The sequence below is a fragment of the Streptomyces sp. WM6378 genome (assembly GCF_001279695.1).
In the GTDB taxonomy this organism is placed as follows: Bacteria; Actinomycetota; Actinomycetes; order Streptomycetales; family Streptomycetaceae; genus Streptomyces.
The window spans coordinates 25146-51670 of the sequence record NZ_LGDD01000235.1; the positions used below are offsets into that span (position 1 = coordinate 25146).

25 protein-coding genes are annotated in these 26525 nt (G+C 71.4%); 7 read left to right on the forward strand and 18 right to left on the reverse strand.

The genetic code is table 11. The features are described from left to right. Positions 1–2 precede the first annotated feature (2 nt). The 4 genes from ADK54_RS19365 to ADK54_RS19375 all read right to left on the reverse strand — a co-directional run bounded on the left by ADK54_RS19365 (position 3) and on the right by ADK54_RS19375 (position 4384). On the reverse strand, positions 3–1040 hold the full coding sequence (locus ADK54_RS19365; protein WP_053726920.1) for an NAD-dependent epimerase/dehydratase family protein: 1038 nt from the start codon (positions 1038–1040) through the stop codon (positions 3–5). Beyond that, the gene (locus tag ADK54_RS19370) at positions 1037–2797 is read right to left on the reverse strand and encodes an N-acyl-D-amino-acid deacylase family protein (RefSeq protein ID WP_053726921.1); all 1761 of its coding nucleotides are present in this window, start codon (positions 2795–2797) and stop codon (positions 1037–1039) included. Before ADK54_RS19370 ends, ADK54_RS19365 begins: the two co-directional genes overlap by 4 nt. A 99-nt stretch (positions 2798–2896) precedes the next feature. Then, positions 2897–3025: a hypothetical protein gene (locus tag ADK54_RS48305; RefSeq protein ID WP_267887021.1), complete on the reverse strand. Its 129-nt coding sequence runs from the start codon at positions 3023–3025 to the stop codon at positions 2897–2899. A gap of 132 nt (positions 3026–3157) precedes the next feature. Beyond that, the gene (locus tag ADK54_RS19375; protein WP_053726922.1) at positions 3158–4384 is read right to left on the reverse strand and encodes an MFS transporter; all 1227 of its coding nucleotides are present in this window, start codon (positions 4382–4384) and stop codon (positions 3158–3160) included. Positions 4385–4409: 25 nt separating this feature from the next. Between ADK54_RS19375 and ADK54_RS19380 the strand changes: the two genes are divergently transcribed. Both ADK54_RS19380 and ADK54_RS19385 read left to right on the forward strand, forming a co-directional pair. After that, the gene (locus tag ADK54_RS19380; RefSeq protein ID WP_159047842.1) at positions 4410–4886 is read left to right on the forward strand and encodes a helix-turn-helix domain-containing protein; all 477 of its coding nucleotides are present in this window, start codon (positions 4410–4412) and stop codon (positions 4884–4886) included. A gap of 325 nt (positions 4887–5211) precedes the next feature. Beyond that, positions 5212–5748, forward strand: coding sequence for a response regulator transcription factor (locus ADK54_RS19385; protein WP_053726924.1), 537 nt, complete (start codon positions 5212–5214; stop codon positions 5746–5748). A 65-nt stretch (positions 5749–5813) separates the two neighbouring features. On the opposite strand, the gene ADK54_RS19390 is transcribed toward ADK54_RS19385, so the two are convergent. The 10 genes from ADK54_RS19390 to ADK54_RS19435 all read right to left on the reverse strand — a co-directional run bounded on the left by ADK54_RS19390 (position 5814) and on the right by ADK54_RS19435 (position 17189). Continuing rightward, the gene (locus ADK54_RS19390; protein ID WP_053726925.1) at positions 5814–6920 is read right to left on the reverse strand and encodes a M16 family metallopeptidase; all 1107 of its coding nucleotides are present in this window, start codon (positions 6918–6920) and stop codon (positions 5814–5816) included. Then, on the reverse strand, positions 6917–7993 hold the full coding sequence (locus ADK54_RS19395; protein ID WP_053726926.1) for a M16 family metallopeptidase: 1077 nt from the start codon (positions 7991–7993) through the stop codon (positions 6917–6919). Before ADK54_RS19395 ends, ADK54_RS19390 begins: the two co-directional genes overlap by 4 nt. Next, on the reverse strand, positions 7990–8751 hold the full coding sequence (locus tag ADK54_RS19400; protein WP_053726927.1) for a DUF5944 family protein: 762 nt from the start codon (positions 8749–8751) through the stop codon (positions 7990–7992). Before ADK54_RS19400 ends, ADK54_RS19395 begins: the two co-directional genes overlap by 4 nt. A 10-nt stretch (positions 8752–8761) precedes the next feature. Next, complete coding sequence (locus ADK54_RS19405) at positions 8762–10930, reverse strand: TOMM precursor leader peptide-binding protein (protein WP_053726928.1); 2169 nt, start codon at positions 10928–10930, stop codon at positions 8762–8764. Continuing rightward, positions 10927–12459 carry a SagB/ThcOx family dehydrogenase gene (locus ADK54_RS19410; RefSeq protein ID WP_053726929.1) on the reverse strand — a complete coding sequence of 511 codons (1533 nt, stop codon included), beginning with the start codon at positions 12457–12459 and terminating at the stop codon, positions 10927–10929. The genes ADK54_RS19405 and ADK54_RS19410 overlap by 4 nt, the downstream gene beginning before the upstream one ends. Continuing rightward, positions 12456–13379, reverse strand: coding sequence for a hypothetical protein (locus ADK54_RS19415; protein WP_159047843.1), 924 nt, complete (start codon positions 13377–13379; stop codon positions 12456–12458). Before ADK54_RS19415 ends, ADK54_RS19410 begins: the two co-directional genes overlap by 4 nt. A 201-nt stretch (positions 13380–13580) precedes the next feature. Continuing rightward, positions 13581–14768: a cytochrome P450 family protein gene (locus ADK54_RS19420; protein WP_053726931.1), complete on the reverse strand. Its 1188-nt coding sequence runs from the start codon at positions 14766–14768 to the stop codon at positions 13581–13583. Beyond that, on the reverse strand, positions 14765–15955 hold the full coding sequence (locus ADK54_RS19425; RefSeq protein ID WP_053726932.1) for an MAB_1171c family putative transporter: 1191 nt from the start codon (positions 15953–15955) through the stop codon (positions 14765–14767). Before ADK54_RS19425 ends, ADK54_RS19420 begins: the two co-directional genes overlap by 4 nt. Then, a complete protein-coding gene (locus ADK54_RS19430; RefSeq protein WP_053726933.1) occupies positions 15952–16479 on the reverse strand; it encodes a regulator component in 528 nt (175 codons plus the stop codon). Before ADK54_RS19430 ends, ADK54_RS19425 begins: the two co-directional genes overlap by 4 nt. Positions 16480–16733: 254 nt before the next feature. Next, positions 16734–17189, reverse strand: a complete 456-nt coding sequence (locus tag ADK54_RS19435) for a helix-turn-helix domain-containing protein (RefSeq protein ID WP_053726966.1) — start codon at positions 17187–17189, stop codon at positions 16734–16736. Between the two features lie 660 nt (positions 17190–17849). Between ADK54_RS19435 and ADK54_RS19440 the strand changes: the two genes are divergently transcribed. Together ADK54_RS19440 and ADK54_RS19445 are read left to right on the forward strand one after the other, a co-directional pair. Further along, entirely contained in the window at positions 17850–19373 is a 1524-nt protein-coding gene (locus tag ADK54_RS19440; protein ID WP_053726934.1) for a catalase, read from the forward strand. 115 nt (positions 19374–19488) lie between these two features. Continuing rightward, complete coding sequence (locus ADK54_RS19445) at positions 19489–20583, forward strand: carboxylate-amine ligase (protein ID WP_053726935.1); 1095 nt, start codon at positions 19489–19491, stop codon at positions 20581–20583. Positions 20584–20605: 22 nt separating this feature from the next. On the opposite strand, the gene ADK54_RS19450 is transcribed toward ADK54_RS19445, so the two are convergent. Next, the gene (locus ADK54_RS19450; RefSeq protein ID WP_053726936.1) at positions 20606–20794 is read right to left on the reverse strand and encodes a hypothetical protein; all 189 of its coding nucleotides are present in this window, start codon (positions 20792–20794) and stop codon (positions 20606–20608) included. A gap of 318 nt (positions 20795–21112) precedes the next feature. On the opposite strand from ADK54_RS19450, the gene ADK54_RS19455 reads away from it, so the two are divergent. The 3 genes from ADK54_RS19455 to ADK54_RS19465 all read left to right on the forward strand — a co-directional run bounded on the left by ADK54_RS19455 (position 21113) and on the right by ADK54_RS19465 (position 22749). Next, positions 21113–21526, forward strand: coding sequence for an STAS domain-containing protein (locus ADK54_RS19455; protein ID WP_234392135.1), 414 nt, complete (start codon positions 21113–21115; stop codon positions 21524–21526). Between the two features lie 111 nt (positions 21527–21637). After that, positions 21638–21952 (forward strand): Lrp/AsnC family transcriptional regulator, encoded by a 315-nt coding sequence (locus ADK54_RS19460; RefSeq protein ID WP_053726938.1) that lies wholly within the window; start codon positions 21638–21640, stop codon positions 21950–21952. 419 nt (positions 21953–22371) lie between these two features. Next, the gene (locus ADK54_RS19465) at positions 22372–22749 is read left to right on the forward strand and encodes a peptidase inhibitor family I36 protein (RefSeq protein ID WP_053726939.1); all 378 of its coding nucleotides are present in this window, start codon (positions 22372–22374) and stop codon (positions 22747–22749) included. 77 nt (positions 22750–22826) lie between these two features. Here ADK54_RS19465 and ADK54_RS19470 read toward each other — a convergent pair whose 3' ends face one another. From ADK54_RS19470 to ADK54_RS19480, 3 genes are all read right to left on the reverse strand, one after another. After that, positions 22827–23708, reverse strand: coding sequence for a geranyl diphosphate 2-C-methyltransferase (locus ADK54_RS19470; protein WP_053726940.1), 882 nt, complete (start codon positions 23706–23708; stop codon positions 22827–22829). 17 nt (positions 23709–23725) lie between these two features. Then, positions 23726–24979 carry a family 2 encapsulin nanocompartment cargo protein terpene cyclase gene (locus ADK54_RS19475; RefSeq protein WP_053726941.1) on the reverse strand — a complete coding sequence of 418 codons (1254 nt, stop codon included), beginning with the start codon at positions 24977–24979 and terminating at the stop codon, positions 23726–23728. A 99-nt stretch (positions 24980–25078) separates the two neighbouring features. Next, entirely contained in the window at positions 25079–26491 is a 1413-nt protein-coding gene (locus tag ADK54_RS19480) for a family 2B encapsulin nanocompartment shell protein (protein WP_053726942.1), read from the reverse strand. Between the last annotated feature and the right edge of the window lie 34 nt (positions 26492–26525).

Genomic DNA, 26525 nt, shown 5'->3' on the forward strand with positions numbered 1-26525 from the left:
GCTCACTCGGCGGTCGGGGCGTGCTTCGGCGGCCGCTCCCCGGATTCGGCACACCTCGCCCGGTGCAGCGCGGCGCGCAGCCGCCGGAGCCCCTCGTCCGTCGTGACCCGGGGCTCGTAGCCGAGGTCGCGCCGGGCGGCGGTGATGTCGAACCAGTGGGCCGTGGTGAGCTGGTTGGCCAGGAAGCGGGTCAGCGGCGGCTCGCCCGTCCGCAGGGCCCGCGCCCCGTATTCCAGGGCGGCGGCCAGCGGGCGGGCCGCCCACGCGGGCAGTTCGCGCGTCACCGGCCCGACTCCGGCCGCCCACAGCAGTTGGTCGATGGTCTCGCCGACCGGGCGGGGGTCGTCCTGGGTGATGAAGTACGCCCGCCCAGCGGGGGGAGCGCCGTAGGCGAGCCGGTCCAGGGCGAGCAGATGGGCGTCGGCCGCGTTGTCGATGTAGACGGTGTCGATCCGCTTCGTGGCCGCGCCGATCCGCCGCAGCCGGCCGCGTCGCGCCTGCTCGGCGAGGCGGGGCACGAAGTGCGGGTCGCCGGGCCCCCACACGATGTGCGGGCGCAGCGCCACCGTGGCGAGGTGCGCGGAGTTCGCGCCCAGCACCAGCCGTTCGGCGAGCGCCTTGCTCTGCGGGTAGGGCGCGAGGAACCGGGCCGCGTACGGCAGCGACTCGTCGGCGCCCTCCAGGTCGCCGCCCGTGTGCACCACCGCCGGGCTTGAGCAGTGGACCAGACGCCCGACGCCCCGGGAGCGACAGGCGTCCAGGACGTGTGCGGTGCCGGTGACGTTGACGGCGAAGTAGGTGCGAGCCGGGCCCCATGTCCCGGCCAGCGCGGCACAGTGGACCACGGCGTCCTGGTCCTCGACGGCTCGCGCGGTGGCGTCCGCGTCGCGCAGATCGCCGAGGTGCTGCTCGACGCCGAGCTCCGCCAGGGCGGGTTGGTGGTGACGCTGGAAGGAGCGCACGCTGTCGCCGCGCGCGGCGAGTTGCGCGCACACCGCTCCCCCCAGGAAGCCGCCCCCGCCGGTCACCAGGACCCTCATCGCGTGACCTCGCCGTGCCGCAGGAACCGCCCGGTGGCCCGGGTGGTGCCGTAGCCGTCCGCGAACCTCCCCGCCTCGAAGACCACCTCGCCGGCGACGCAGACCGCGTCCACGGCGGCGTCGTTGCGGTTGACCATGCGGGAAAGACCGCCGTACGCCGCCACCGGCGCCTCGTGGTAGGCGGCCAGTTCGTCGTCGAGGCCGGCCGGGTCGACGACCACCAGGTCGGCCCGGTCCCCTTCGCGCAGGGTGCCCGCGGGCAGGCCGAACCAGGCGCCGAGCTCCCCGGTCAGCCGGTGCACGGCGGCCTCCGCGGACAGGATCGGACGGCCCGCGCGCTCGGCGTCCCGCACCCGCTTCAGCAGCCGCAGCGGCGCGTTGTAGAACGCCATGTTCCGCAGGTGGGCGCCGGAGTCGGCGAACCCGAACTGCACGACGGGGCTTGCCGCCAGGCGGTCCAGGACGGCCGGGCGGTGGTTCGCGAGCGTGGTCCGCCAGCGCACCCCGGTGCCGTGCGCGGCGACCAGGTCGAGGAAGGTGTCCACCACGTGCTGCCCGCGTTCGTCCGCGACCGCGCCGAAACTCCGGCCCGCGAGGCCGGGTTCGGGGCAGGAGACGATCTCGGCGTCGTACAGGTCGCGGTGCCAGGCGCGGGGTGGCAGGGGGCGCCGGTATTCGCGCCGGAACCGTTCGCGGAAGCCGTCGTCGAGGAGCAGCGCGCGTCGCTCCGCCTCGGTGCGCAGGTGCAGCGCGGCGGCGGTCGCGCCGAACTCCTCGAACACCACCAGGTCGATCCCGTCGGAGTACAGCTCGAACGGCACCGGCAGGTGCTGCCAGCGCAGGTCCGTGCCGAGCAGCCGACTGGTGACGGCGGTGGTGCGGGTCAGCGCGGTGGCCAGGCCGGGTGCGGCCTTCGGGTCGATCGCGGTCAACAGGGTGGTTCTGAGCGCCGGTCGGGCCCGGCCGGCCGCAGCGGCGAGGAACAGCAGCGTGTTCAGCGGCATCGCCGGGTTCGGGGCGCTCTGCAGGATGCCGCCGGTGCGGCGCAGCGTGCGGTGCAGCCGCCGGTACTCGCCCCACGAGGCGTAGGTCGAGGGCAGCCGGGCGGAGCGGTAGCGGTCCCCGGCCAGCCGCGAGAAGGGGCTCGTCATGGTGGAGAGACCGAGCAGGCCCGCCGCGCGGGCCGCGGCCACGAGCTCTTCCATCCGGCGCAGTTCCCGCTCGGTGGGCCGTTCCTTCGGGTCGACGGAACGGCCGAGCCCCATCACGTGCGCCCGCAGGTCGGAGTGGCCGAGGAAGGCCGCCACGTTCGGGCCGAGCGGCCGCTTCTCCAGCGCGTCGACATAGCCCTCGGCCGACTCCCAGGAGCGGTGCGCGGTCAGCGCGTCGAGGATGCAGTCGTACGGTACGGCCTCGACGCGCGAGAACAGGTCGGCGCAGTCGAGCTCGGTCGCGTACACGGTGGACAGCGAGCAGTTGCCCATCACCACGGTGGTGACGCCGTGCCGTACCGACTCGCGGAGTCCCGGGTCGAGCAGGACCTCGGCGTCGTAGTGGGTGTGGATGTCGAGAAGGCCCGGCAGGACCCAGCGCCCCCGGGCGTCGATCGTCCGCCCGCCTTCGCGGGCGTGCAGCGGGCGGGCCGAGACGGCGGTCACCACGCCGTCCTCGATGCCCAGGTCCCGCACGGCGGACGCCGCCCCGGTGCCGTCGAACCAGCGTCCGCCGCGTACGACCACGTCGAATGGCTTGGGCATGACCCTCCGCTCGCTTCTCTGGCGCGTTCTTTTCTCCGGTGGGCAAAGTGCGCGGCCCGCGGCGGATGCCGCGGACCGCTGACGGCGTACGACTTGTCGCTACTCGAAGTCGACGTCGGAGATGTCGAGCGAGCTGCAGGAAGAGCTGCTGCTACACCCCTCGTCCATGCCGATCTCTTCGAGACTGGAAACCTGCTCGTCGACGACCGTGATCTCGATGTCGAACATATTCGTCTCCCCTCGTTCGCGGGTGATCTGGCCCGAACGACACTACGAGAGCCAAGAGAGCGGAGACCATCACGGAATTCCGTAGTTAAACCTTCTGAGAAATTGATCCGCCGGGCCCGGTGATCCGAGCGGTCAAGCGGATTTCTCTGATCCGGACGGCGTTTCCGCACCGGCCGGCGAGGATTTCGGACGGCGCCGGTGTCGGCTCAGGAGTACGGCGCCGACCAGCACCGCAGCAGCCGCCGCGACTCGGGCGGCCCCGGTGAAACCCAGCCCTTGCATGGCCCAGCCGGCACTGAGCGGGGCGATCGTGAGCCCTCCCGTGTAAGCGAGCGTATAGAGGGCGTACACCGCGCCGTAGGCCGGTGGTTGCTTCGCCTCGGCGATCTCCGACATGACGGTGATGGTCGGGGTGAGGACGAACGAGGCGCCGATGGTCACCGCGGCGAGCGCGGCCGCGGTCGCGATCAGGCCGTGCACCGAGCCCAGGGCGAGCATCGCGACGGCGGCGACCACGCAGCCGCCCGCGGCGACCCGGCCCGGCGCGACCGTGCGCAGCAGGCTCCCCGCGATGGGCGGGGCGAGCGTGGCGGCGACACCGGCCGCGCCGAAGATCAGGCCGACCGCGCCGACACCGGCATTCTCTGTAGTGAACAGGTGCAGCGGCAGGATGGGCTCCATGAACGCCAGCAGCGCGGCGCCCGCCACGGTCAGGAGCGCCACCAGGGCCAGACCGGCACGCCCGCGGATCTCAGAGAGCGTGCCGCGCGCCGCGGCGACGGCGCCCTCGCGCGGCACGAGGTACCAGCGGGCCGCGCCATCGGCGACGGCGAGCACGGCGGCGAGCAGAAAGGGCGCGCGCGGGTCGAACCAGCCGCTCAGCAGTCCGCCCAGGGGTGGGCCGATCAGCATGCCCACCGCGAACGAGGACAGGGCCATGCCCATGGCCCTGCCGCGCTCGGCCGGTGCGTGCGTGGCCGCGATCAGGGACAGGCCGGCCGTCCACACCACGCCGGCGGCGGCGCCCTGCAGCGCTCGCGCCACAAGGAGCAGGGTCGTGTCGTGGGCGAAGGCGAACAGCAGGGTGGCCGCGGCCAGACCGATCACCCCGGCCAGCATGGGCCGACGGTTGCCCTGGCGGTCCACCCAGGCACCGACCAGGGGCGTGGCGGCCACGAGCGCGGCCGCGTAGACGGCGAACAGGATGCCGACGTCGAGTGGCTCGGCGCCGTTGTCGGAGGTGAGTTTCGGCAGCAGGGGCACCGCCATGCCGTACACGAGCGCGTCGGTGGCCAGTGCCAGGGACGCGACGGTGAGCGCCGCCGTGCTGCGGGTTGTCTTCGGATGCTTGTACTCCATAGTGAATGTGACTACCATAGTGAATGTGACCAAGCAACAGATCCCCCGGCCGACCCAGCGCATGGGGGACCGGATCAGAGCGGCCCGCGAGGCGCGCGGCCGGTCCACGCAGTCGGCGGCGGCGGAGGCCGAGATCTCGTCGGGCTACCTGTTCAAGCTGGAGAGCGGCTACGTCGGCACCCCTTCGCCGCGCGTGCTGCACCGGCTCGCCCAGGTGCTCGGCCTGGACTACTGGGAACTGATGGGTCTTGCGGGATACGTGGTGCCCGACGGGGCGGGCGCGCCCTCCGCCGTCGCGGCGGCGCCGCCGCTCGCATCCCCAAGGCCCTTCGCATCCCCGGGGCCCGTCGAGTCGCCCGCGTCCCGCGCGTCCCCCGAGCTCCCCGCGCCGGACGCTCTCGGCCGTATCGCCGACGCGCTGGAGGGCATCCGGGAGGAGCTGGGGATGATCAGAGAAGCCATGGCGGCGCAGGAAAACGCATCGCGCGGCGAGAATTCATGACGCGCGATCCATGGATCCCACGGATTTCCTTAGGAGGGATCCACGGAAATCCGAGGGTCGGGAAGTGAAATCTGGCCACCACGCGACTGAGACAAGCTTGACAGTTGCCCCACTTCGTATGTTTACATGACTCTTGCATATGCGCGTCCGTGATCGTCTTTATTTCCGCCTCGGTCCCCGCATTCCTGTATCGGAAGGGATTATGGCCTTCGAATTGTCTTCACCGAATTGTGTGACGACGGACAGAGACGAATGTGCGGTGGTGCTCGTGGGCTGGTGGAAGGCGGCCGAACGATTACCTTCGGGCAGCATCCTGCAGGGAAGAATGGAGATCCATCAGTGCGCGGACTCCGATCTGTTGGCCGCCACCATCCATGCCGTCCAGGCCGAATGGATGCTGGTGGGTGAACAGATCGACGACAGCGAGATCCACCGCGCCTTCTCCCGGGCGAAGGCGATCCGGGAGGACCTGAAGCTGGCGATCCTCGGCCCCCGTCGTGACTGGCGCCGCTGCGAACGCTGGCAGCGGCGCGGCTGTCGGGTCTACCTGGAGGACACCGCCGACCTGCACCGCACGGCCGAGGCGATCCGCATCGCTCACGAACTCGGAGTCAACGTCACCGACCGCAGCTTCTTCCAACTGCTCCAGGAACGTTCCACCGGCCCCGCCCCGCACCTCACCCGGCGCGAGCACGAAGTCCTCGATCTGCTCCGGCGCGGCCTGCGCAACCAGGACATCGCCCACGCCCTGCACGTCACCGAGAACACCGTCGAGTACCACGTACGCCACCTGCTGTCGAAGTTCGGCGCCCGCAGCCGACTGGAGGCGGTGGAACGTGCCTCCGCGTTCGGACTCGTCTGACCGCGGCACAACGTCGCGGGCCGCGGCAGGAACCCACAGACCGCGGTCGGGCGGTGCCTCCCCCGTCACCGCTCGGCCGCACCCACCATCCGGACCTCGATCAACCGCTCCGGCGCGAGCAGGTCCCGGGCGACGGCGCTCACCTCCGTACCGCTCACCGCCGCCAACGCCGCTGGATAGCCGTCGAGTTCGGCCTGCCCCAGGCCCGCCACCCGATACGCGACGAGCCGCTCGGCCAGGGCCCGCTCCGACTGGAGCGCCCGATACCGCTGGACGATCAGCCGCTCTTTCGCCGCCCTGAGCAGACCGGGCGCCACCGCGGCCCGGCCCAATTCCTCCAGCGCCGCGCGCACGCACCCGGCGACCTCGTCCAGCGCCTCGGGCCGGCATCCGGCGAAACACATGCCGTACCCGCCCTCGGCGAGTTCCCGGCTGAACGCCGCGACGGAATAGGTCAGTTGACGCTCCTTGCGCAGCACCCGGTCGAGGATGCCCTCCCTGCCGCCCAGGAGGGCCCAGGCGAGGTGCAGGGCGGACTTCCGGCCGGAGGACAGGGGGACGCCCGGCGTGCCGAGGAGGTAGTGGGAGCGGGGCCCTTCGATCGGGACGGTCCTAGGCGCGAGGGCGGGGGCGGTATCGAAGGGCTGGAACGCGGGGCGCTCCCCGAGCAGTTCAGCCGCGGCCGCCTCGACCTCCCGGTCATCGGCCGTCCGGATGCGGCGCACGCGCTCCTCATGGACGACGCCGTACCGGTGCCGCTCCCCGAACAGCGCCCGCCGGACCAGGTCGGGGCCGCGTTCGCCGGACGACGACCGGACCAGGCATTCGGCGCGCAGCCGGTCAAGGAGTCCGGCATCCACGGCCGACCCTTCCCTCGGAAACCAGTCGGGCAGAGAACGCAACAACTCCCTCTCGCTGCCCAGGACTTCGGCGGTGACCCCGGCGAAGTCGGCCGTCACCACGGGTTCCACCCGGCAGACCAGCCCCTCCGCCCGCGCGGCCCGGGCCACCGCCCGCGCCCACCTCGCGGCGACCAGGGGCGCGGCCAGCAGTGCGGGCCTGGAGACTCCGGCGAGCGGCACGGCCAGACTCGCCGCTGCGACGGGGCCCGCGGGACCCTCGGGCAGGGCGAAGACAAGATGCGGCGCGGCTGCCGCGCCACGGTCGTTCATCCGAGCTCCTGCGCGAACCAGCCCCGCCACTGAGTGAGCACGGCAGCGACCTCCTCCACGGAACCGGCGGTCAACTCGCCCACGAGCGGCTCGGCGTACCGGCGGGCGACCGCCTCGACATCGCCCTCCGCCCGCAGCCGGGGGATGAGCACCGAGGCCCGCAGCCAGTCCGCCCCACCCGGCGCGGTGAGCCGCACGCGGGTGGCCGCGAGGGCGTTCAGGAGCGCCTGACGCGCGGGCCGCGCCCCCGATGCCGCCATCAGGGCCCACACGCACAGCCACCCTCGCAGCGGCAGAGTCTGTACGACCAGACCGGTCGCCGCCTTGACGGCATCGCAGGCCAGAACGGAAACCGCCGACGCGGCCCCCGGACGCGCCACGGCGACCCCGGACGCGGACCCGTATGTCACCTCGGCGCCCGGTGACGCGGGCTGTACGAGTGGGTGGGGCGCACGGACCGGTAGGCCCGGCCCCCACTCCGAGACCATCGAGGTCACCTCGGGCACCAGCTCGGCCGCTCCGTCCGTCACGATCACGAGGGTCGCGTCCCGCGGGTCGTACCACCTCCGATGGGCGTCACGCAGTGGTCGCGGGGTGAGCGCGTCGAGCACCCGCGCGCTCCCGAGCACCGGGTGTGCGCACGACGTCCCCGACCACAACGCCCCGAGCAACGCCTCCCGGAGCTGCCAGGAGGGATCGGCGCAGCGCTCCGCGCGCTCCTCCCGGATCGCGGTGACCTCGGCGCTCAACTCCCGTACGGATACGTCCAGTTCATTGAAGATCCGGCCCAGGGCGCGCACCGCCGTGAGCGTGTCCGCCCGTCGCACCACCGTGTCGTACACCGTCGCCTCCCTGCCGGTGCGGGCCGACATCGGCACACCGTCACCGACCAGACCCCCCGCCAACGAGCAGCGCACGACGAGGTGTTCGAGCGCATGGGCCGTTCCTTCGGCGCCGGGCGACTCGTCGGCGCTGCCCACCGGCAGGCGCAGCAGCACCGCCGCGAGCGGGGATCCGCGGTGGGGAACGGCGATCAGCCGGAGACCGGAGGGGGTCACCCGCAGGTCCGTCACGGCGCGCTCTGCACCGTCACCAGCGTCTGCGCGAGGAAGCGGTCCTGTTCGTCCACCGCGATGAGGACCCAATCCCCGCACGCGAGCAGCGGGTTGTCATCGAGCGGCAGGTCGAGATGGACCTCCGGATGCCGCGGTGAGCACGTCAGCTCCACCCGCTCGATCCAGCCCATGCCCTGCCGGGCGAGGGCAACCGTGACCGGCTCGGTGAGACCGGTCAGGCCGACGGTGAAGCGCAGGACGCGGCGGCCGGTGTCGTCCACCGTCTCCGTCAGGTCGGCCCGGCCGAGGTGGAGCGGAGAGACGTATCGCTGGGTGAACGGGTACGGGGTGGTGCGTCCGTCCTTGTCGAAGACGATCGCGTGCACCGCGAGCAGCCTGTTCTCGGCGTCGTACACCGAGGCGTGGCAGTAGTCGCGCTCCCGGCCGTCGAAGAGGACCAGCAGATCCGTCGTGACCTCGGGACTCTCCGGAGTGACCACGTGGAAGCGCTCCCGGGTCTCCTCGCCGTCGACGAAGAAGAACTTGTGGGTGAGCATGGCCGGTCCGCCGAGCCCGTCGACCTTGGAGGAGAAGCGCAGCCGGACGCCGGAGCCGACCGCCTCGCCGGACACCGAGCAGTGCACCGGCGCTTGGCCCGACGGCAGGCAGCGGCTTGTGATGTGACGTGCGTACGCCTCGGGGATCAGGGAGGTGGAGGCGAAGTCCTCCTTGCGGACCACCGCCAGGGACGGGACGGCGACGAAACGGGCTGCCATGGCAGGTCTCCTAGGGGAGCGGGTGCGGATACGGGTTGTCCGGGGCCGAGTCGAAGCCCAGCTTGCGTACGACCGTGTGGAGCCGGGGGTTGCCGAGCAACCGGAACCGGTGGGCGCCCGAGAGGTGCTGCAGCCCGGGCACGAGGACGCGGACGACGTGCACGCCGAGCCGCCGGGTGTCGGGGGTCGTCAGGTCGACGACGTAGGTGTGCAGCCCGATCGAGGCGAGCTCCTTGACGATCAGGTCGACGTCGTCCCCGGCTGCCGCCGGGAGGTCCTCAGGGGCCGGTCGAGCTGGGCGGTCGCAGGGCGTGGGCACGCTCGGATGGACGAGGAAGCCCGCGCGCGGCCGCAGTTCGGGGTGCCGGGTGTAGAGGATGGCGTGCTTGTTGAACTCGTCGACCTGGTCGAAGCCGGAGGCGGCGTCGAAGCCCTCGTACGCCTTGACCAGGCGCCGCACGTACGTCAGGCCCTGGGCGGCCTCCAGGAACGCCTTCTCGACGGCCCGGACGGGGGAGCGGCGGCAGGCGGCCCCGAAGGAGAGGACGGGCCCACCGGCGCCGCGGTGGTCCATGACGGCGACGACGACCGGCGGGGTGAGATCGAGGGACACGTCGTAGAAGGAGACGCGCCAGCCGGACGCACCGGACAGGTGGTAGCTGACCTGGGACGAGGCGGCGACGACCTCTTCGGGGACCGGGCGCGGCGGCAGCCGGTGCAGCCAGGAGATCGCGAGGGCGTCCCGTTCGACGATCTCGCTCAAGCCGCCGAGGACCGCGTCCGCGAAGGTGGGCCCGGCCGCCAGGCCCGTGGAGATCGACGCCGCGATCGGCGCCTCCTCCTTCGCGCGGCGGTAGTACAGGTACACCTGGGAGGCCGGTACCCAGCACGGCGCCCCGTCCGCCCAGCGGGTCGCGCGCACCCAGCGCACCCGGGTGTCCTCGGTGAACGGCGCGAACGGGAAGCCGGGGGAGGCGTACTGCTCGGCGCTGAAGAGACCGAACGCGTCCGGCGCGACCGCCTCCTCGCCCAACTGCGCGTACGACGCCGTCCGCAGCCGCGACGAGCGGTACAGCCCCGCCGCACAGCGCTCCAGGGACTCCCCGATCGCCGCGTTCAGGGCCTCCTTCTTGGCGAACCCGGCGCCCCCGTTGCGGACCACGCCCAGGTTCGGGCGCAGCAACGACAGGTCGGGGGAGGTGCTGCCGGCCAGGTAGATCGCGGGCCCGCTCTCGGCCCGGCGCACGGAGACCGTGTGTACGGCGCCGACCTTGTCGTCGACGGCCGCGGTGAGCGGCGCCGCGGCCTCGGTCCCGGCGTTCTCGCGGCCCCCGCAGACCGGGCACGTCGGTACCGGCAGCACGAAACGGGTGGTCTCGCCGCCGTCCTCGTCCAGCCAGAGCAGCTCACCCGGCGGGTCGTCATCGCGCCGCTCCAGCCAGGCCGTCGCCCGCCGCGCCACCGCGCCGGCCAGCCGGGCCGCGGTCCAGGGCGGCACCCGCCGGTCCAGGGCGGGCGTCCCGGACGCGGCCAGGGAGGCGGTGTAGGCGCTCCACACCGGCCCGTGCACGGAGTTGGAGAAGATCCGGGTACGCAGACAGGCGTAGCAGGCGACCGTACGCCCCGGCGACCAGAGCGGTCCCGCGAACGCGGCGCCGCCCGGGAGGAGGCCGAAGAACAGGCAGGGCAGATCCTCGCGCACGCACCGCTCGTTCACCGCCGCGGCGCCCGGGTCGAAGACGGAGGCGGTGGCCGTGATGAGCAGATCGGCAGCGCGGGACGGCGGCTGCGCCGGGTCGCCGAGGTCGTGCACCGCCACCCGCGTCCGACCCAGTACGGCCACGAGGTCGCAGGTGAGCTCGGTGGGCCCGAGCACCGCGACCGACCCGGTGCCCGGCGGCCGATCGCCCCGCGCGTACTCGACGATCCGCTGTTCCCGCAGCCCTTCGAGCAGCTCAAGGACCCGCGTGCGCGGCACCTCGGGGGAGAGGGCCGCGGCGATGTCGGCGGCCCTGGCAGGCTCGGCGAGCCGGGGCAGCAGGTGGTCGGCGAGCAGCCGCAGGCCGCTGCCGTGCAGCCGGCGCACGCCACCGGGTGCTTCCACGAAGCCACTGTGGTCGTCCTGGAGGTGCAGCCGGACATCGGGAACGAGCCGGATGACGCTGTCTTCCCTGATCATGCTTGGGCCTCCCCCAGGAGAGTCAGATGGACGACGGCGTCGTCGGTGCCGTTCACCCCGACCAGCCGGTCGAAGTAGTCGTCGACGAACCCCGCGAGTGGATGCGCCACCAGGCCGAGCGCCGCCGCCGCGGTCACCACGCTCTGCGCGACGTGGCCGCACTCGATGAGGGCCATGCGGTAGCCGCGCTCCCCGTACTTCCACCGGCCCCGGCGGAACGCGGCGACGAACACCACCACGGCCGCCGCCTCCCCGACCCGCCCGGCGTAGCCGGTGTGTGCGGCCACGTCCTCGAACGGGCAGTCGTCAGCGACCAGTTGCAGGACTCGGCGCCCCGGGTGGACGTAGTGCACGCCCGGCGTGAGCCCTTCGACGTGCCGGGCCAGTACGAACAGGTCGTACGAGCAGAGCCCGCCCGCCGACGGCGTGGCCCGCAACGGCAGTTCGACCCCGTCGGGAGTGCGCGCCGTTCCGGTGATGCCGACGGACAGCTCCAACACGCGTGCCATGTCGGCCAGTTGGAGGGGTCGGCGACTCATGGGCGCCGCCGATCGACGCCGCCGCAGCGCGGTGTCCAGGGGCAGCAGGGGGCGGGCGCCCTGCACCGGCCACGGCTGCTCGGTCCGGGTGCGGCCGTAGTCGCGGTACGGGCGGGCCAGCTCGCGGCGGGTGTCCGGGGCGAGACGGTCGACGTCGACCGGGGGGAGCGTGCGGAACGCGGCGCGGATCTTGGAGTTCTCGTGGAAGGTGCGGGAGATCCGGGTGAGTTCCGGGTCGCCAGCGAGGGAGAGGTCGACCGGCGCGAGGCGGCCGGCGGGCTCCGGCCGGGGAGCGATCCCGGGCAGGCGGCACTGGACGACCGTGCCGCCGGGGCCGTCGTGCACCGTCCGCAGCTCGGCGCCGACCGGCTCGACCCACTCGCCTTCCGGGACGCCCACGACCTCCCCGACGAACTCCGGATCCTTGTCCGGCGCGCTCCACCGGTCCTCGGCGGCCAGGGTCAACACCTCGTCAAGCGCGCGGCCGAGGGCGCCCCGGACCGTCGTGCCGCAGCCGAAGGCCCGGATCTCCCGGTCGTCCCGTCGCAGGACCGCCCCCACCCAGGGCGCCGAGCCGTCGTCGCCGTACAGATGACAGTCGAGCTGGACGTCCCATGCGGGATGCAGGGGCGACCGTACGGTGTCGGACCATGCCGTGAGTCGGCGTGCGACGGTCGGCGGAGTGCGGCGCTCCAGGGCGTCGCGAAGTGCCTCGCGCACGGCGACTTCCCGGGTGACGGCGGCGCCGATGCCGAACTCCGGGTCCCCGAGCCTGAGTTGAGCCGCCCGGGCGGCCAGGAGCCGGAGCGCCGCCTGCGGTTCCTGACTGGCCGTCAGGGCGAGTAGCGGGATCGCCGCGCCCGACGGTTCCAGGCGCGGGGTGCGGTGCTCGGTGGGGACCAGGGCGTATGCGGTGCCGCGGAGGCGGGCGGGCAGGGGATAGGGGCGTACGGCGAATCCGAGGGCCTCGATCAGGGTGCGTAGGGTCATGGGGCCACCCACTCGCGGGCGGCGGGGGCGTGGGCGGCGCAGTCGGGACAGAAAGGGTCGCGCCAGGTGGTGACCGAGGACTGCTCCCCGCTGGACACGTCGAGCGTGGTGACCCGGCCCCAGGCGTGCTCCGCGCTCATCGGGAGCAGGCTGCGCAGCGCCAGGTGGGCGACGAGCCCGCCGGCCCAGTGCAGACACCCCGGTTGGAAGGTGGCCCATCCGGCCGGGCGGAACGCCTGCCGCGTGGGGCGCGCGGGGAGGTGGCACCGCAGGCAGCCCGACTCGCCGACCCGCACCCAGGGGCCGATCCGCACGCGCTGGGCACCGAACAGTACGGGCACCCAGTCGGTGGCCTCGGCACACAGCTGCCGGTTGGCCGCGGCGAGACCGGCTTCATCGCAGGCGACGACGATCCGCAGGGCGGGGTCCGAACCGGAGGGGCTCGGGGCGGAGGGGCCCGGGCCGTACTCCGTGATGTCCCGGCCGTGTTCCGTGACGCTCAGGCCCTGTTCCGCGAGCAGCGGCGACCAGACGGAGACGACCTCCTCAGGGCCGGACACCGCAATGCATTTCTCCCGGAGGCCCGCGAATATCCGATCCGGATCCTCGCTCCGCCGGCAGATATAGGAATACAGCCGACGGCCGGGCTCGTCGTCGAGGCGGACTTCCTCCCCCGGAAACAGCAGAATCCCCATGTCCCGGAACCGTTTGACGAACGGTTCCAGCCGCCGCGCGTCGTCCGGCGACAGCTGCCGGCGGACCGGTGCGCTGCGCCGTATTGTGGGCACGACCTGGGTCAGCACGTCCGCCAACTGCCGTACGGCGTCCGGCTCCGCGGTCAGCGCGTAGGTGCGCGGGCCGACGTCGATCTCGCACCTGCCCGGCCCGCGTATCCGAAGCCCGACATCGGTGGCGGCCACCGCCACGGCCTCCATGAGGCCGAATTCGGCGGAACCAGCAGGATCAGATGGTTCGGAAAGAGGAGAATGAGGCACCCGGCCAGCGTAGGGTCGCCGGGAATTCCGGCCGACCCTGCTTTCCCTAGTTCCTTACTACGGAATTCCTTGGTGTCGGCCCCCGATCGAGAAGGCCTTCTGCCGCGCAGTGTGACCTGTTGTGGGTCAGAGGATCAGGGGGAGGGCGGCCAGGCCGCGAGTGAGGCGGGTTCGACGCCAGGTCAGGGATTGTGCGGGGATGGCCAGATGGAGGTCCGGGAAGCGGGTCACCAGGGTGCGCAGCGCGATTTCCGCCTCGGCGCGGGCCAGGGGGGCGCCCGGGCAGCGGTGGATGCCGTGGCCGAAGGAGAGGTGGCCGCCGGCGTCGCGGTCGAGGTCGAGGCGGTGCGGGTCGGGGAACGCCGCCGGATCGCGGTTCGCGGCCCCGGGGGCGATGAGCACCGGGAAGCCGGCCGGGATGTCGACCCCGCCGACGCGCAGGTCCTCCGTGCTGTGACGGAAAGTGGCCACGCTCACCGGCGAGTCGAAGCGGAGCAGTTCGTCCAGGGCGCCGGGGATCAGGTCCGGGTCCTGGCGCAGGCGGTCGAATGCCTCCGGGTGCCGGAGCAGGGCCAGGACCGCGTTGCCGATGAAGTGGGTGGTGGTTTCGTGCCCGGCGACCAGGAGGAGGGCGGCCAGGGAGACGGCCTCGTCCCGGTCGAGGCCGCCCTCGTCGCAGTCGCGCAGAAGGGAGTGGAGCGGGCCGTCGCCGGGGGTGGCGCGGGCCGTGTCGACGAGGTGGGTCAGATAGTCGCCGATCCGGTGCGACGCGGCGTCGATACGGCCGTTGTCGGTCGCGTCGAAGAGGTCGTGGGACCAGCCGGCGAGCGTGGCGCGGTCGGATTCCGGCACGCCAAGGAGCTCGCAGACGACGGTGACCGGCAGGGGCACCGCCAGGTCCGCCACCAGGTCGACCTCCGTGCCCGGTCGCCACGCGGTCATGAGGTCGTCGACGACCCGGGTGATGAACGGGCGCAGTTCCCGGACGCGTCCGGTGGTGAACAGGGGCGTCGCCACCCGCCGTTGGCGGGTGTGCGCGGGTGGGTCGCTCGCCAGCATGTTGCGGGAGATCGCCGGGTGCAGGTCGCGGTTCGAGGGACGGCCGGCGAAGAAGCGGACCGTGTCCTTGGACAGCCGGGGGTCGGTGAACGCCTCGCGCGCCTCGGGGTGACCGGTGATCAGGTAGGCGTGGTGTCCGCCGGAGCCGGTGGGAATGCGTTGCACCGGGCAGCCTTCGCGCAGCCGGTCGTAGGTGGGGTAGGGATCGGCGAAGAAGCGCGGGTCGCGCAGCGGGTCCTGCCGCGGGGCGGTCATGAGGCCACGCCCGCGTTCTCGGCTGCCGGGCGCCGCGCGTAGGCGTCCGCCACGAGCAGCAGCCAGGCGGTCTCCGCCGGGAGGTCGCCCTTGCGGGAGCGGGTGCCGGCGGCGGGCGGGGCCTCGTCGCCGTCGAGGGGGAGTCCGGCGCGCTTCGCGTCGACGGCCGCGGCGATGACCGCCGCCTCCACCTCGGCGTCGCCCTCGGGGGTGTCGGCCGTGCCCCGGTGGGCGACCTCGGCCGCCGCGGCGTCCCGTACCGATGCCTGACGGTACCGGCGCAGGGCCAGCACGCAGTCGTTGATCTCGATGACCCGGCGGTGGAGGTGGAAGTCGAGGTCGTGGGTGCCGGCCTCGGTGCTGCCCGGGTCGAGCACGACCTCGGGGACCGCCGAGGTGACCTCCCGCCACAGGGGTTCAAGCGCGGTGAACGAGTTCCGTTCCCAGCGGCGGCGGCGCAGTTGGCTGAGCGGCCACAGCAGGGCGGGGAGGGTGAGCCCGACGGTGATGAGGAGGACGGCGACGGCGGGCGCGGTCACGCTGAACGTACAGCGGACGGGGGTCAGCGGGCTCGAACACCGGGCGTCGTCGGGCACGAGCCCCAGGCCGAGCCCGATGGAGACCAGGGCGAAGAGCTTGTACGCCGCGTAGACGAGGGCGAAGCCACAGCCGGCCGAGGTCGTGCGCAGGCCCCAGCGCTGACTGCGGCGGGTCGAGCGCTTGGACTGGGCCCAGGTCTGCAGCATGAAGTCCTTGGCCGCGTACACCAGGTAGGAGACGTAGATGAGCACGTAGCACGCGTACAACACCGGGTTGCGTCCGGTGAGTTGTTCGGCGGCGAAGAAAGCGGTCATGCCGGCGACGGAGATCACGAGGGCGATGACGCGCAGTCGGATCTGCCGGTGGGCCCGTTCGCGGTCCAGATTGAGCTGGAAGAGGAAGGCCAGGATCGAGGTGGCCGCCGTCAGGGTGAAGGTGTTGCTGAGGAGGCGGGCGACGTCGGGGACCACCGATTCGACCGCGCGCTCCACGGCGGGGGCGTAGGAGGCGAAGGCGAGGGCGAACGAGGTCAGCAGCGCCGCCATCGCCCAGGTGCCCGTGGGGCGGTGTCCGCCGCGTCCGCGCACCCAGTAGGCGGCGAAGCACAGCAGCACGACGGCCGTGCCCGTGAACACGATGTTGATCATTTCCGGTGGCGATTCTTCCTGTGTGGCTCGGCGAACAGCGCGTCCCAGCTCTCGGCGCCGCTGGTGGGCCGGCTCGACGGGCCTTCGCGTCCCCGGTACATGAGTTGTCGGATCACGCTGGCCATCACCTCGGCCTCGCGCTCGTCCTCGCTGGTGTAGCTGGTCCGGCCGGACATGCGCTGCACGAGGGTGGGGTTGAACCCGATCGCGCGCAGGGTGTCCTGGTCCAGTTCCAGGCTGCCGGGATGGTCGCAGATGATGTGGCTGATCTCGTGGGCGAGGATGTGGTTCTGGTGGAGGGGGGAGGTGGCCTCCTCGTAGAACAACAGGTCGGCGTCCGGGGTCTCCAGGCGGATGCCGCACGGAGCGTCCATGGCGCCCAGAGTGCTCAGGGGGCGCAGGATGATGGGGCGTCCGCGTTGCTCGGCCACGGCGTCGCGGAGGTCGCGGGTGCTGAATCGGTGCGGGAGTCGAAGCGCCTCGACGCGCGCCTCACACGTGGCGCGAAGCTGCTCAAGGTCCATGTCCTCACTCCGGTGACGCCGGTCGGGGGAGGTCGGCCGGGGCACACCTCTCGCTGGAAGCCCGGTATGCGGGCCCCATGCTGACATGATCGCGACTCCGCTTCGAGGGCGGGGTGCCGCCGCCGTCGGGCCCTGCGGCTGGGGATGCCCGGCTTGTACCGGGAAACACCTGATGCCCCCCTGCCGTCGAGCTGTCACAAGGGGGGTGCCGTGCCGGGGCGCGGGGATCGCGTGATCGTCGCCCGGTGAGCGGTTCAGTCGTCCAGGTCGAGGTCCTGCGCGGGGTCGTCGGTGGTCAGTCCTTCGAGTTTCCGGGCCTGTTCAATCACGGTGGACAGCATCTTCAGGCTGTCGACGCTCAGGCCGTTGGCGCGCAGGGCCACCTTGCGCACGTCCTGGTCGCGCATGGCGGCCAGGAGGCCGATCTCCGCCCTGGTGCGCTCGGCGGCCGCGCTGTCGACGAAGTAGCCCGCCGGTACGCCGAAGAAGTCGGCCAGGGCCTTGATGGTGTGCCGCGTCGGGTTCCGCTTGGCCCCGGTGCGCAGTTGCTGGATGGCACTCGCCGTCACCCCACGCCCCTCTCCGGTCGCGGCCTTGCGGATTCCCTCGGCGACCTCCGCGTAGGTGTAGGGCCCCCGGGAAGGGGGGTGCACCTCGCGGAAGAGGTGGTCCAGGAGTTGGGCGAAGGTGGGCGACTGGTCATCCTCCACGTACACGACCTCCTTGGTGTGATGTCGAGCCTTTGCCCACCACAGTGTTGCTCGAAGCCCCTCGGGCCGGCCCCCGGCAACACTTTGGTTGACGCCGGACAGTCACTCTGGTGTACGTTACCAATGCTTCTCCGCCACTGAAGTGTCGAGGGGGAGTGGTGGCGGTGCCGGCCGGGTCGAGGTCGAGCTTCACGGGGGTGAGCTCGGCCTACGGCCCGGAGCGCCGTGACCGCGCCGGACGGGTTCGCCCCGCGCTGCGACCTTCACACGGTCGCGAGCACAGCAGGTCGGTCGACCTGGGTCTCCGGCTCCTCGAACTCCGGCCACGGCCTGCCGCACGCGTGAGCCGCCCCGGTAGCAGGCCCGACGACGACCGTGCACACCGCTTCCCCCGTCGGCCGACCGCACCGGGCCGTGCGGGGATGTCCGGCTGGCGGGAGCGGCGTACGGCGGCTAGAGGTAGGGGGTGTGGGTACGCCGCCCAGGGGTACTGGCGGACCGCGAAGGGGGCGACATGTGACGAGGAGGAGCGATGGGGCTGTCGAGCCCGGCTTCCCCCGGACGAGCTGAACCGCCGACTCGCCCAGCACGGGCCGGCGCGACGTCGCGCCGTTGATTGACCAGTGTTTCGCCTTGCACCGTCTGACGGAGGACAGATCGATGACCGACACTTCGCGTGAGCCGACCACCACTGATTCCGGCGCTCCGGCGGAGAGTGACGAACACTCGCTCACCGTCGGCCCTGGTGGGCCGGTCCTGCTGCAGGACTCCTACCTGATCGAGCAAATGGCGCAGTTCAACCGGGAGCGGATTCCCGAGCGTCAGCCGCACGCCAAGGGGAGCGGTGCCTTCGGGCATTTCGAAGTGACCGGCGACGTCAGTGCCTACACCCGTGCCGCGCTTTTCCAGCCCGGCGCCAGGACCGAACTGGTCGTCCGGTTCTCCACGGTCGCAGGAGAGCGCGGCAGCCCGGACACGTGGCGGGACCCGCGCGGCTTCGCGGTGAAGTTCTACACCAGCGAGGGCAATTACGACATGGTGGGTAACAACACCCCTGTGTTCTTCGTCAAGGATCCGATGAAATTCCAGCACTTCATCCGGTCCCAGAAGCGCCGCGCGGACAACAATCTGCGCGACCATGACATGCAGTGGGACTTCTGGACCCTGTCGCCGGAGTCGGCTCACCAGGTCACGTGGCTCATGGGTGACCGTGGCATCCCCCGCACCTGGCGCCACATGAACGGCTACACCTCCCACACCTACATGTGGATCAACGCCCAGGGTGCGCGCTTCTGGGTGAAATACCACTTCAAGACCGACCAGGGCATCGAGTTCTTCACTCAGGACGAGGCCGACCAGATGGCATCGGCCGACACCGACTACCACACGCGGGATCTCTTCGAGCACATCCGCGACGGCGAGTATCCGAGCTGGACTCTGCATGTGCAGGTCATGCCGTACGAGGACGCGGCGGAATACCGGTTCAACCCGTTCGACCTGACCAAGGTGTGGCCCCACGGCGACTACCCGCTGATCGAAGTGGGCCGGATGACTCTGGATCGCAATCCCACCGACCACCATGCGGAGATCGAGCAGGCGGCGTTCCAGCCGAACAACTTCGTCCCCGGGATCGGCCCCAGCCCGGACCGGATGCTGTTGGCCCGGCTGTTCTCGTATGCGGACGCGCACCGTCACCGGATCGGCGGCAACTACCAGCAACTGCCCGTCAACGCCCCGGTCGTTCCGGTGCACACCTACTCGAAGGACGGGGCGATGGCGTACCGCAAGACCGTCGACCCGGTCTACGCGCCGAACTCGAAGGGCGGCCCCGCGGCCGACACCGACCGGTACGGGAACCCGCCCAGCTGGCACACCGACGGGGAGATCACCCGCTCGGCCTACGTCTCTCATGCCGAGGACGACGACTGGGGCCAGGCAGGCACCATGGTGCGCGAGGTCATGGACGACGCGGCCCGGGACCGGCTGGTGGACAACGTCGTGGGCCACCTCCTCAACGGGGTCACCGAGCCGGTTCTGCGACGTGCCTTCGAGTACTGGTCCAACATCGACAAGTCGATCGGGGAGCGCATCGAGCGGGAGGTTCGCGCCGAGGCGGACGCGAAGGACCCCAAAGCCGCGGAGCAGAGCAACCCCGCACGACGGGACATGCAGGGCAAGGCCTGACCACAAGGGGTCGCCCCCTCGGCGGCCACACCGCGTCGGCACAAGGCCACCGTGGTCGGGGCGCGGGTGAGGCGGGGGCCGGTACGGTCGGCCGTGCGGCGGGTAGTCACTGGCCATGATCACCATCGGGGTCGAAGAGGAGTACCTGCTGCTTGATCCGGTCACCGGGCACCCCGTGCCGCTGTCCGAGGAGGTGCGCCGCGCCGCGGGGCTGGAGGCGCTGGCCGAGGACGACGAGGTGCAGCTGGAGCTGCTGCAGGCCCAGGTCGAGGCCGCCACGCCCGTGTGCGGCAGCCTGGAGGAAGTAGCCGGTCATCTGCTGCGTCTGCGCCATGCCCTGGGCGCTGCTTCGGAGCGGGCCGGGTGCCGGCTCGCGGCGACCGCCGCGGCTCCTGTGGCGGGCGCGGAGACCGTGCCGGTCACGGACAAGCGCCGGTATCTGGAACTGAGCAGGAAAGGCGGTCATCTCGTCGACGGCATGCTGATCAACGGGATGCACGTGCATGTCGGGATGCCGGACGGGGAAGTGGGCGTGGCGGTCCTCAACCGCCTCCGGGTCTGGCTGCCCACACTCCTGGCCATGTCGGCGAACTCCCCGTTCTGGGAAGGCAACGACACCGCCTTCGCGAGCTGGCGCACCCCCTCGTTCAGCCGTTGGCCGGTCAGCGGGCTGCCACCGCGGTTCGCGGACTTGGAGGACTACGAACAACGGATCGCCGCGCTGGTCGCGTCCGCAACCATCGCCGACGCGGGGCAGCTCTACTGGCAGGCCCGGCTCTCCGAGCGCTACCCCACGCTCGAAGTGCGCTGCATGGACGTCCAACTACGCGTGGACGACGCCGTGATGCTCGCGGGAATCGTCCGAGCCCTGGCCGCCACCGCCATCCGCGAGCAAAAGGAGGCCGTCCCCGAGCCGGCCTGCCCTCCCGAACTGCTCCAGGCCGCGATGTGGCACGCCGCCCGCCACGGCCTCGGCACCACCCTCATCGACCCCGGAGGCCGCCCCCGCCCCGCCGGCGATGTCCTGGCCCAGCTGGCCCAGCACATCGCCCCGGCCCTCGCGGAACACGGCGACGGCCGCCACGTCGACCCCCTCCTCCACCGTCTACTGCGCCAGGGCACGGGCGCCGACCGTCAGCGCCACGCCCTGGCCGAGGGAGGGCTCCCGGCCCTGATCGACTTCATCATCGGCGAAACGGCCTCCACCTGAACGGCATGCGAGTGGCTGGAGGTCACGCGGGTTCGGTCGCCTGCATGCAGCGCTGGAAGGCCGCCATGCACGGCAGGCAGTGGTGATCGGTCTGCGTGTCCTCTTCAGGGTCGAAGGGCTGGCCGCACAGGGCGGCGCGCTGGCCGTGGGCGACGACGTGCCACACCGGGCGGGCGCCGCTGACGGCTATGCCGACGTGCATTTCGTACATGACAGTCCTCCGTACAGTGGACAGCACTCCACGCCATCACGGGTACGGGCCCCGCGCCCCTGGAGCGTGGCGTTCGGGTGACCCGCGCATGCTGGCGGCGCGGGTTTCCGCGATCGGTGCGGGAGGCGGGCGTGGCCGGCGTGGAACGTCCACCCTGTACGTGCTTCCGGCCCGTCGCCCGTCCCTCCCCATAGGACGCTGATTTCACGCAACAAAAAGGCGGAATTCCATTTCCGGTATCTCTTGACGCATGACGGGACGGAGGGGAGATTAATGGGGACGGACGTAGCCGGGTGGAGTCCTCTTGGGGAGGCTGCCATGACAGCTCCAGGCCCGTCCCCGCGAGCCGGGGGCACCGAAGTAGGCACCTCCGCGCAACCGTCGACGCCCGCTGATCGCGGGCGCACGGTCGTCCTGGTCGAAGGCGAGCTCGACCTCGACACTGCGCAGCCCCTTTACCAGCACTTGCGCAGGGCATTGGACCGCTCGGAGGGCGGCCTGGTCCTCGACTTCCACGGGGTCGGCTTCTGCGACTGTTCTGGACTGAACGCGGTGCTCCGCATTCGCCATCGTGCTCTGGCACAGGGCAAGACGATCAGCATTCGGGCGGCGGGCCCCGCGGTGGAGAGGCTCTTGGTGATGACCCGTACCCGCGCCCTGTTCACCCCCGTCGGCCACACCTGCCCCCGGACCGAAGTGACCCCGGCCCGGGTCCTGGGACCTCCGGCGTGAACGAGCAGCACGCGTCGGAGAACGCGGGTGGTTTACGGCGCGGCCTGAACAGGCCGATCAGCGGGTGAACTGCTCGCCGGGAAACGGGGCAACGCGGGAGCCGCGGGAATCGTGGCGATCCAGGTCCTGGTCGAGCCCCGCCGTCTCGGGCTGCCCATCGAGGCCAAACTCCTGCTGCACGTGGCCCCCGACCACCTGGCCGCCGCCGGCCGAGCCCTGGCCGACCACCCCTCTGTGCACGGCGCGTTCGCGACATCGGGCCCCTCGAACCTGCACGCGGCCGCGTACTTCCCGGACCTGGCCGCCCTCTACGGCTCCCTCTCCCACGACTTGGTCGACCTGGGCATCACCCATGTCGAATCGGCCATCGTGAGCCACGCCGCCAAACGCACCCCGGCACCGGTCCAGCCGCTCCTGTCGAGGTGACAGCCCCTGATATGGAACTGGCCATGGGGAACTGGGCCTGCTGGAAATTTCCGAGCCTCCGTCGGTTCGGCGCGCATTCGAGCAGGGGCCTTCCATGGATAACCCGCAGCCGGGGCAGCCGGGGCAGTCGTGTTGCCCGTGGCGTGGAATTCGCTATTCCGCGACGGGTATCTCTTTCGGCGGGTCGCCATCCCTCCAACCAGCGCTGTAGACCCCGGGTTGCATGGTGCGTCGGCCTAACCCTGTCGTTGCAGCTGCCACCACACCCTCGTTGGATGTGCTGGTCCGGTCGATTCCCCTACCGTCATCGGGGTCAGGAGGGGAAAGCCGAGAGGGCCCATAGGAGTCGGGCGCGAATGCGTTCCGCCATTCCCATGATTGGCTCGGTGCGGCCACCCACGTCTCAGAGGAGATAACACATGCGTATGACCCAGAAACTCGCGGCCATTGCCGGTGGCGTCGCGCTGACCGGTGGTCTGCTGGTCGGGGGCGCCAGTGCGGCACAGGCCAGTCCGCAGGCTGCGGCGGACTGCCCGGCGGGCTACTTCTGCGTCTGGGCCGGGGCGAACTACACCGGCCACCGGCAGCAGGTCGCGGGGACCAACGACGACCTGACCCAGTACTCCGTCTTCCAGAACTTCAAGTCGTGGTACAACCACGGCAGTTCCTGTGACTTCGAGTGGTACTCGGCCAAGAACCACGGCGGATCCAGTGGCGTCATCCCCAGGGGATACAAGGTGGCGTCCGACGGCGCGTCCCACTACATAAAGTCCAACTCCTGGGTCAACTGCGGCTGACCGGCGGCCAGTTGAGCGCTCCGGCCATGTCCCGGGGAGGCCGGTCCCAGGACATGGCCTCCCCGGTCAGCGGCCGGTCAGACTCGGTCGGCCGCGATCAGGACGTACTGGAACGACCCGTCCCGGTACGAGTTGATGAACGCCTCCTCGATGCCGGTGACCAGCGACGACGTGGCCCGCAACTCCCAGTACGGCAGGGTGTCGGGGGTGAGGTCGATGACGGCCTGTGGGACGAGGCGGTTGTCGGCCATCGCGCGCAGGTACTCGCGCCGCGAGTGGATGTTGCACTCGAAGTGCGCGTTGATCTGCGAGACCCACTTCGAGGGCTGGCCGTACCGCGGGTTCCAGCAGCCGGTGATGGTCACGTAGCGGCCGCCGACCTTCAGGATGCGGGAGTGTTCGGCGAAGAGGTCGGGCAGGTCGACGTACATGCTCGACTCGTTGTTCCACGACGCCGCGGCCTGCCCCGTCTCGAACGGCGTGGAAAGCATGTTGCAGACGCGGGCGCGGACATGGTCCTGGATGCGGAGTTCGCCCGCGCGCCGGTTGGCGAACTCGGCCTGCTTGGCCGACAGGGTGACACCCTCGACCTTGCATCCGAAGCGCTGGTGCGCCATCACCATCGAGCCGCCCCGGCCGCAGCCGGCGTCCACCAGGGTGTCGTCCCGTCCGATGTCACCGAGGTGCTCCAGGAGGAGCTCGGCCTGCGCCGACTCCAGCCGGTGGAGCTCGGTGATCAGCTTCTTCTCGCTCTCGCTGTCGTCGGCGTCGCCGAGCGCGGCATGGTCGACGTCACCGATGCCGTAGTGGTGGTGGTAGAGACCGTCGACATCGCCGAGCCGCAGGTTCACGGGCCTGGCCTCGCCGTCCCAGTACCGGGCGATGTCCCCCTGATAGGGCGTCGTCGGGCCGGGGATGAAGACGGAGGCTTCGGTGGCGGTGAGTTCGGTGCTGGTCACAGATGAGTCCATTCTTCCTACCAGAAGTCCGGCAGGCTGTAGCGGTAGGTGTTCGTTTGGTGCCAGTGGTGGTTGCCGTCGACCCAGGCGGCAACGCCGCGCAGGAAGCGCTGCACGCTCGGGACGGGGCAGTCTGCGGCCAGAGCCGCGGCTTCGGTCTCGAAGTCGTGCATGAGGTCGTTGTGGACCTCGACCGACTTCAGATAGGCGTCCCGGTCGGAGAGGCCCTCACGTTCGGCGATCACGACCGGCAGGTTCAAGTGCCGCCCGGGAGCGTCGAGTTCCTTGGTGTACGAGTACAGGTCGTTCACGATGGTCGTCGCGTTGCCCGCGAGCGCGATGACCTTCTGCATGGCGGGTTGCGCGTGCAGGTCCGCCGGCAGTTCGTAGCCGCCGACGGTGTCGGTGATGGTGGGGCAGGGGCGGAAGTTGTTGAACTGGCGCATCGCCAGGTACTCCCACACCTCGGGTACGTGGTCCTGCTGGGCCCATGCTGCTTCGGCGAGGTATCCCATGTGCAGCCGGGCCATGTCGTGCCGGAACCGGTCGGTCTGCGAGGCGCTCGCCGTCTGCGCGAAGTACTCCATGGCCGAGCGGTACGCGCGCCGGGGCGCGTCCGAGTGGAGCGACTTGGCCCACTCCGGTTGGTACTCCCGCGTCGTGTGCAGGGGGTCGAGGGCGGTGTGGGCGAGCAGAAGGCGTTCGCCGAGGCCGATGGGCGAGCCGCCGTGGTCCTCGCAGTAGCAGTCGTCCACCGCGTTCTCCGCCACCATCAGGCGGGTGGCGATCATCAGGTGGTCGACGGTGGGCGCGTCCGGATGGCAGCCGACCATGTAGCGGCCCACGGAGAAGCCGTCGAACTCCTCCTCCCAGTCGTCCGGATACAGCGAAACCTCGTCCAGCGCCCAGGACTTGATCCTGCGGCTGACCTCCTCGACCCGCACCGGGTCGGGCTCGGGCACCGGGTGGTGGTAGAGGCCCGGGATCGGCGTGCCCTGAGCCGGCGCCGGCGCCGGCGGTTCCTCCGGCAGGGTCAGGCGCAGGCCCGCCGTGCCCAGGCCCGTGGGACCGCGCAGGACCCGTTCCAGACCGGCGCTCGGTGCCGGTACGTCGGCTGACGGGGCGGGCAGGACGGGTGCACCGGGCGGGCCGCCGGTGGCGGCCGTGATGTCGCGGGCGCGGGCCGCAGCGTCGGCGAGGACGTACGCCCCGAAGTGGGCAGCGGCCTCGGGCAGGCTCGACCGCGGGGGTGTCGGCTCAGGCGCGGGCATCCATGGCTCCTTGGTGGGATGGGCGTCGTGCCCAGGGTGTTTCGGGCATGCGCGAGCACCCCGGAAGGGGGTGGCGCCACGCCGGGCGGGCCGGGCCCGCTAGCTGGGCCGGCGGGCGATCTGCACGTTCTCCAGGACGCCGACCGCGTCCGGCACGAGGATGGCGGCGGAGTAATAGGTGCTGACGAGGTACGACGTGATCGCCTTCTCGTCGAGGCCCATGAAGCGGACCGACAGACCCGGCTCGTACTCGTCCGGCAGACCGGTCTGGTGCAGGCCGATGACGCCCTGGTTGTCCTCGCCGGTACGCATGATGAGGATGGAGCTGGTCCTCTCCTTGGTGATGGGGATCTTGTCGCAGGGCAGGATCGGGACCCCGCGCCAGGCCTGGACCCGCTGGCCGCCGAGGTCGACCTGGTCCGGGCAGAGGCCGCGCGCGTTGAACTCACGCCCGATCGCCGCGATCGCCCTGGGATGCGCCAGGTAGAACTTGGAGCCGCGGCGGCGGCAGAGCAGCTCGTCCATGTCGTCCGGGGTCGGCGGGCCGGAGCGCGGCTGGATGCGCTGCTTGAAGTCGGCGTTGTGGAGCAGGCCGAACTCCCGGTTGTTGATCAGCTCGTGCTCCTGGCGCTCGCGCAACGCCTCGACGGTGAGCCTGAGTTGCTCCTTGGTCTGGTTCATCGGCCCGTTGAAGAGGTCGGCGACCCTCGTGTGGACCCGCAGAACGGTCTGCGCGGCGGAGAGCTCGTACTCGCGCGGCCGGGCTTCGTAGTCGACGAACGCGCCGGGCAGTCCGTGCTCCCCGTGGTGGCCGGCGGACATCGCGATCTCGGCCTCGCCGCGGTGGTTCTGCCGCTGGCGGGGGAGGGACTTGAAGCGTTCGACGTGGTCCCGCAGGCCGGGCGCCCCGGACAGCACGGCCGCGAAGTCGGCGCGGGACAGGGTGAGCAGGGTGCCCGAGGTCTCGGCGGTGGCGGTGTGTTCCCACCGGGCGTTCTCGTCGAGCAGGGCGCTCTCGCCGAACCGGTCGCCGTCGCCGAGCACGTCCAGGGCGAGCTCGTCGCCGTACCCTCCGACGGAGGTCTGGCTGATCCGGCCGTGGGCGATGAGGTGGAGCCGGTCCGCGGGCGCGCCGCGCTCGACCAGCGTCTCGCCGACCTCGAAGTCGCGCTGGACGCAGTGACCGGCGATGGCGGTGAGGACCTCCACGTCGTCGAAGCCGCGCAGCAAGGCCAGTTCGCCGAGTTCACGGGGGATCACCCGGACGTCGGCGCCGTCCTGGACGAACTCCACCCGCCCGTCGCCGACGGTGTAGGTGAGGCGGCGATTCACCCGGTAGACCCCGCCCTTGGTCTCCACCCAGGGGAGCATCCGCAGCAGCCAGCGATCGGAGATCCCCTGCATCTGCGGGGCGGACTTGGTCGTGGTGGCAAGGTTGCGGGCGGCCGCCGTGCCCAGGGTGGACTGCTGCGGCGGCTCCAGTTGGGTGTCGGGGCTCGAATCAACAGTCATCGGCGCGCACTCCTTGGTCAGGGCGGTGACGGGC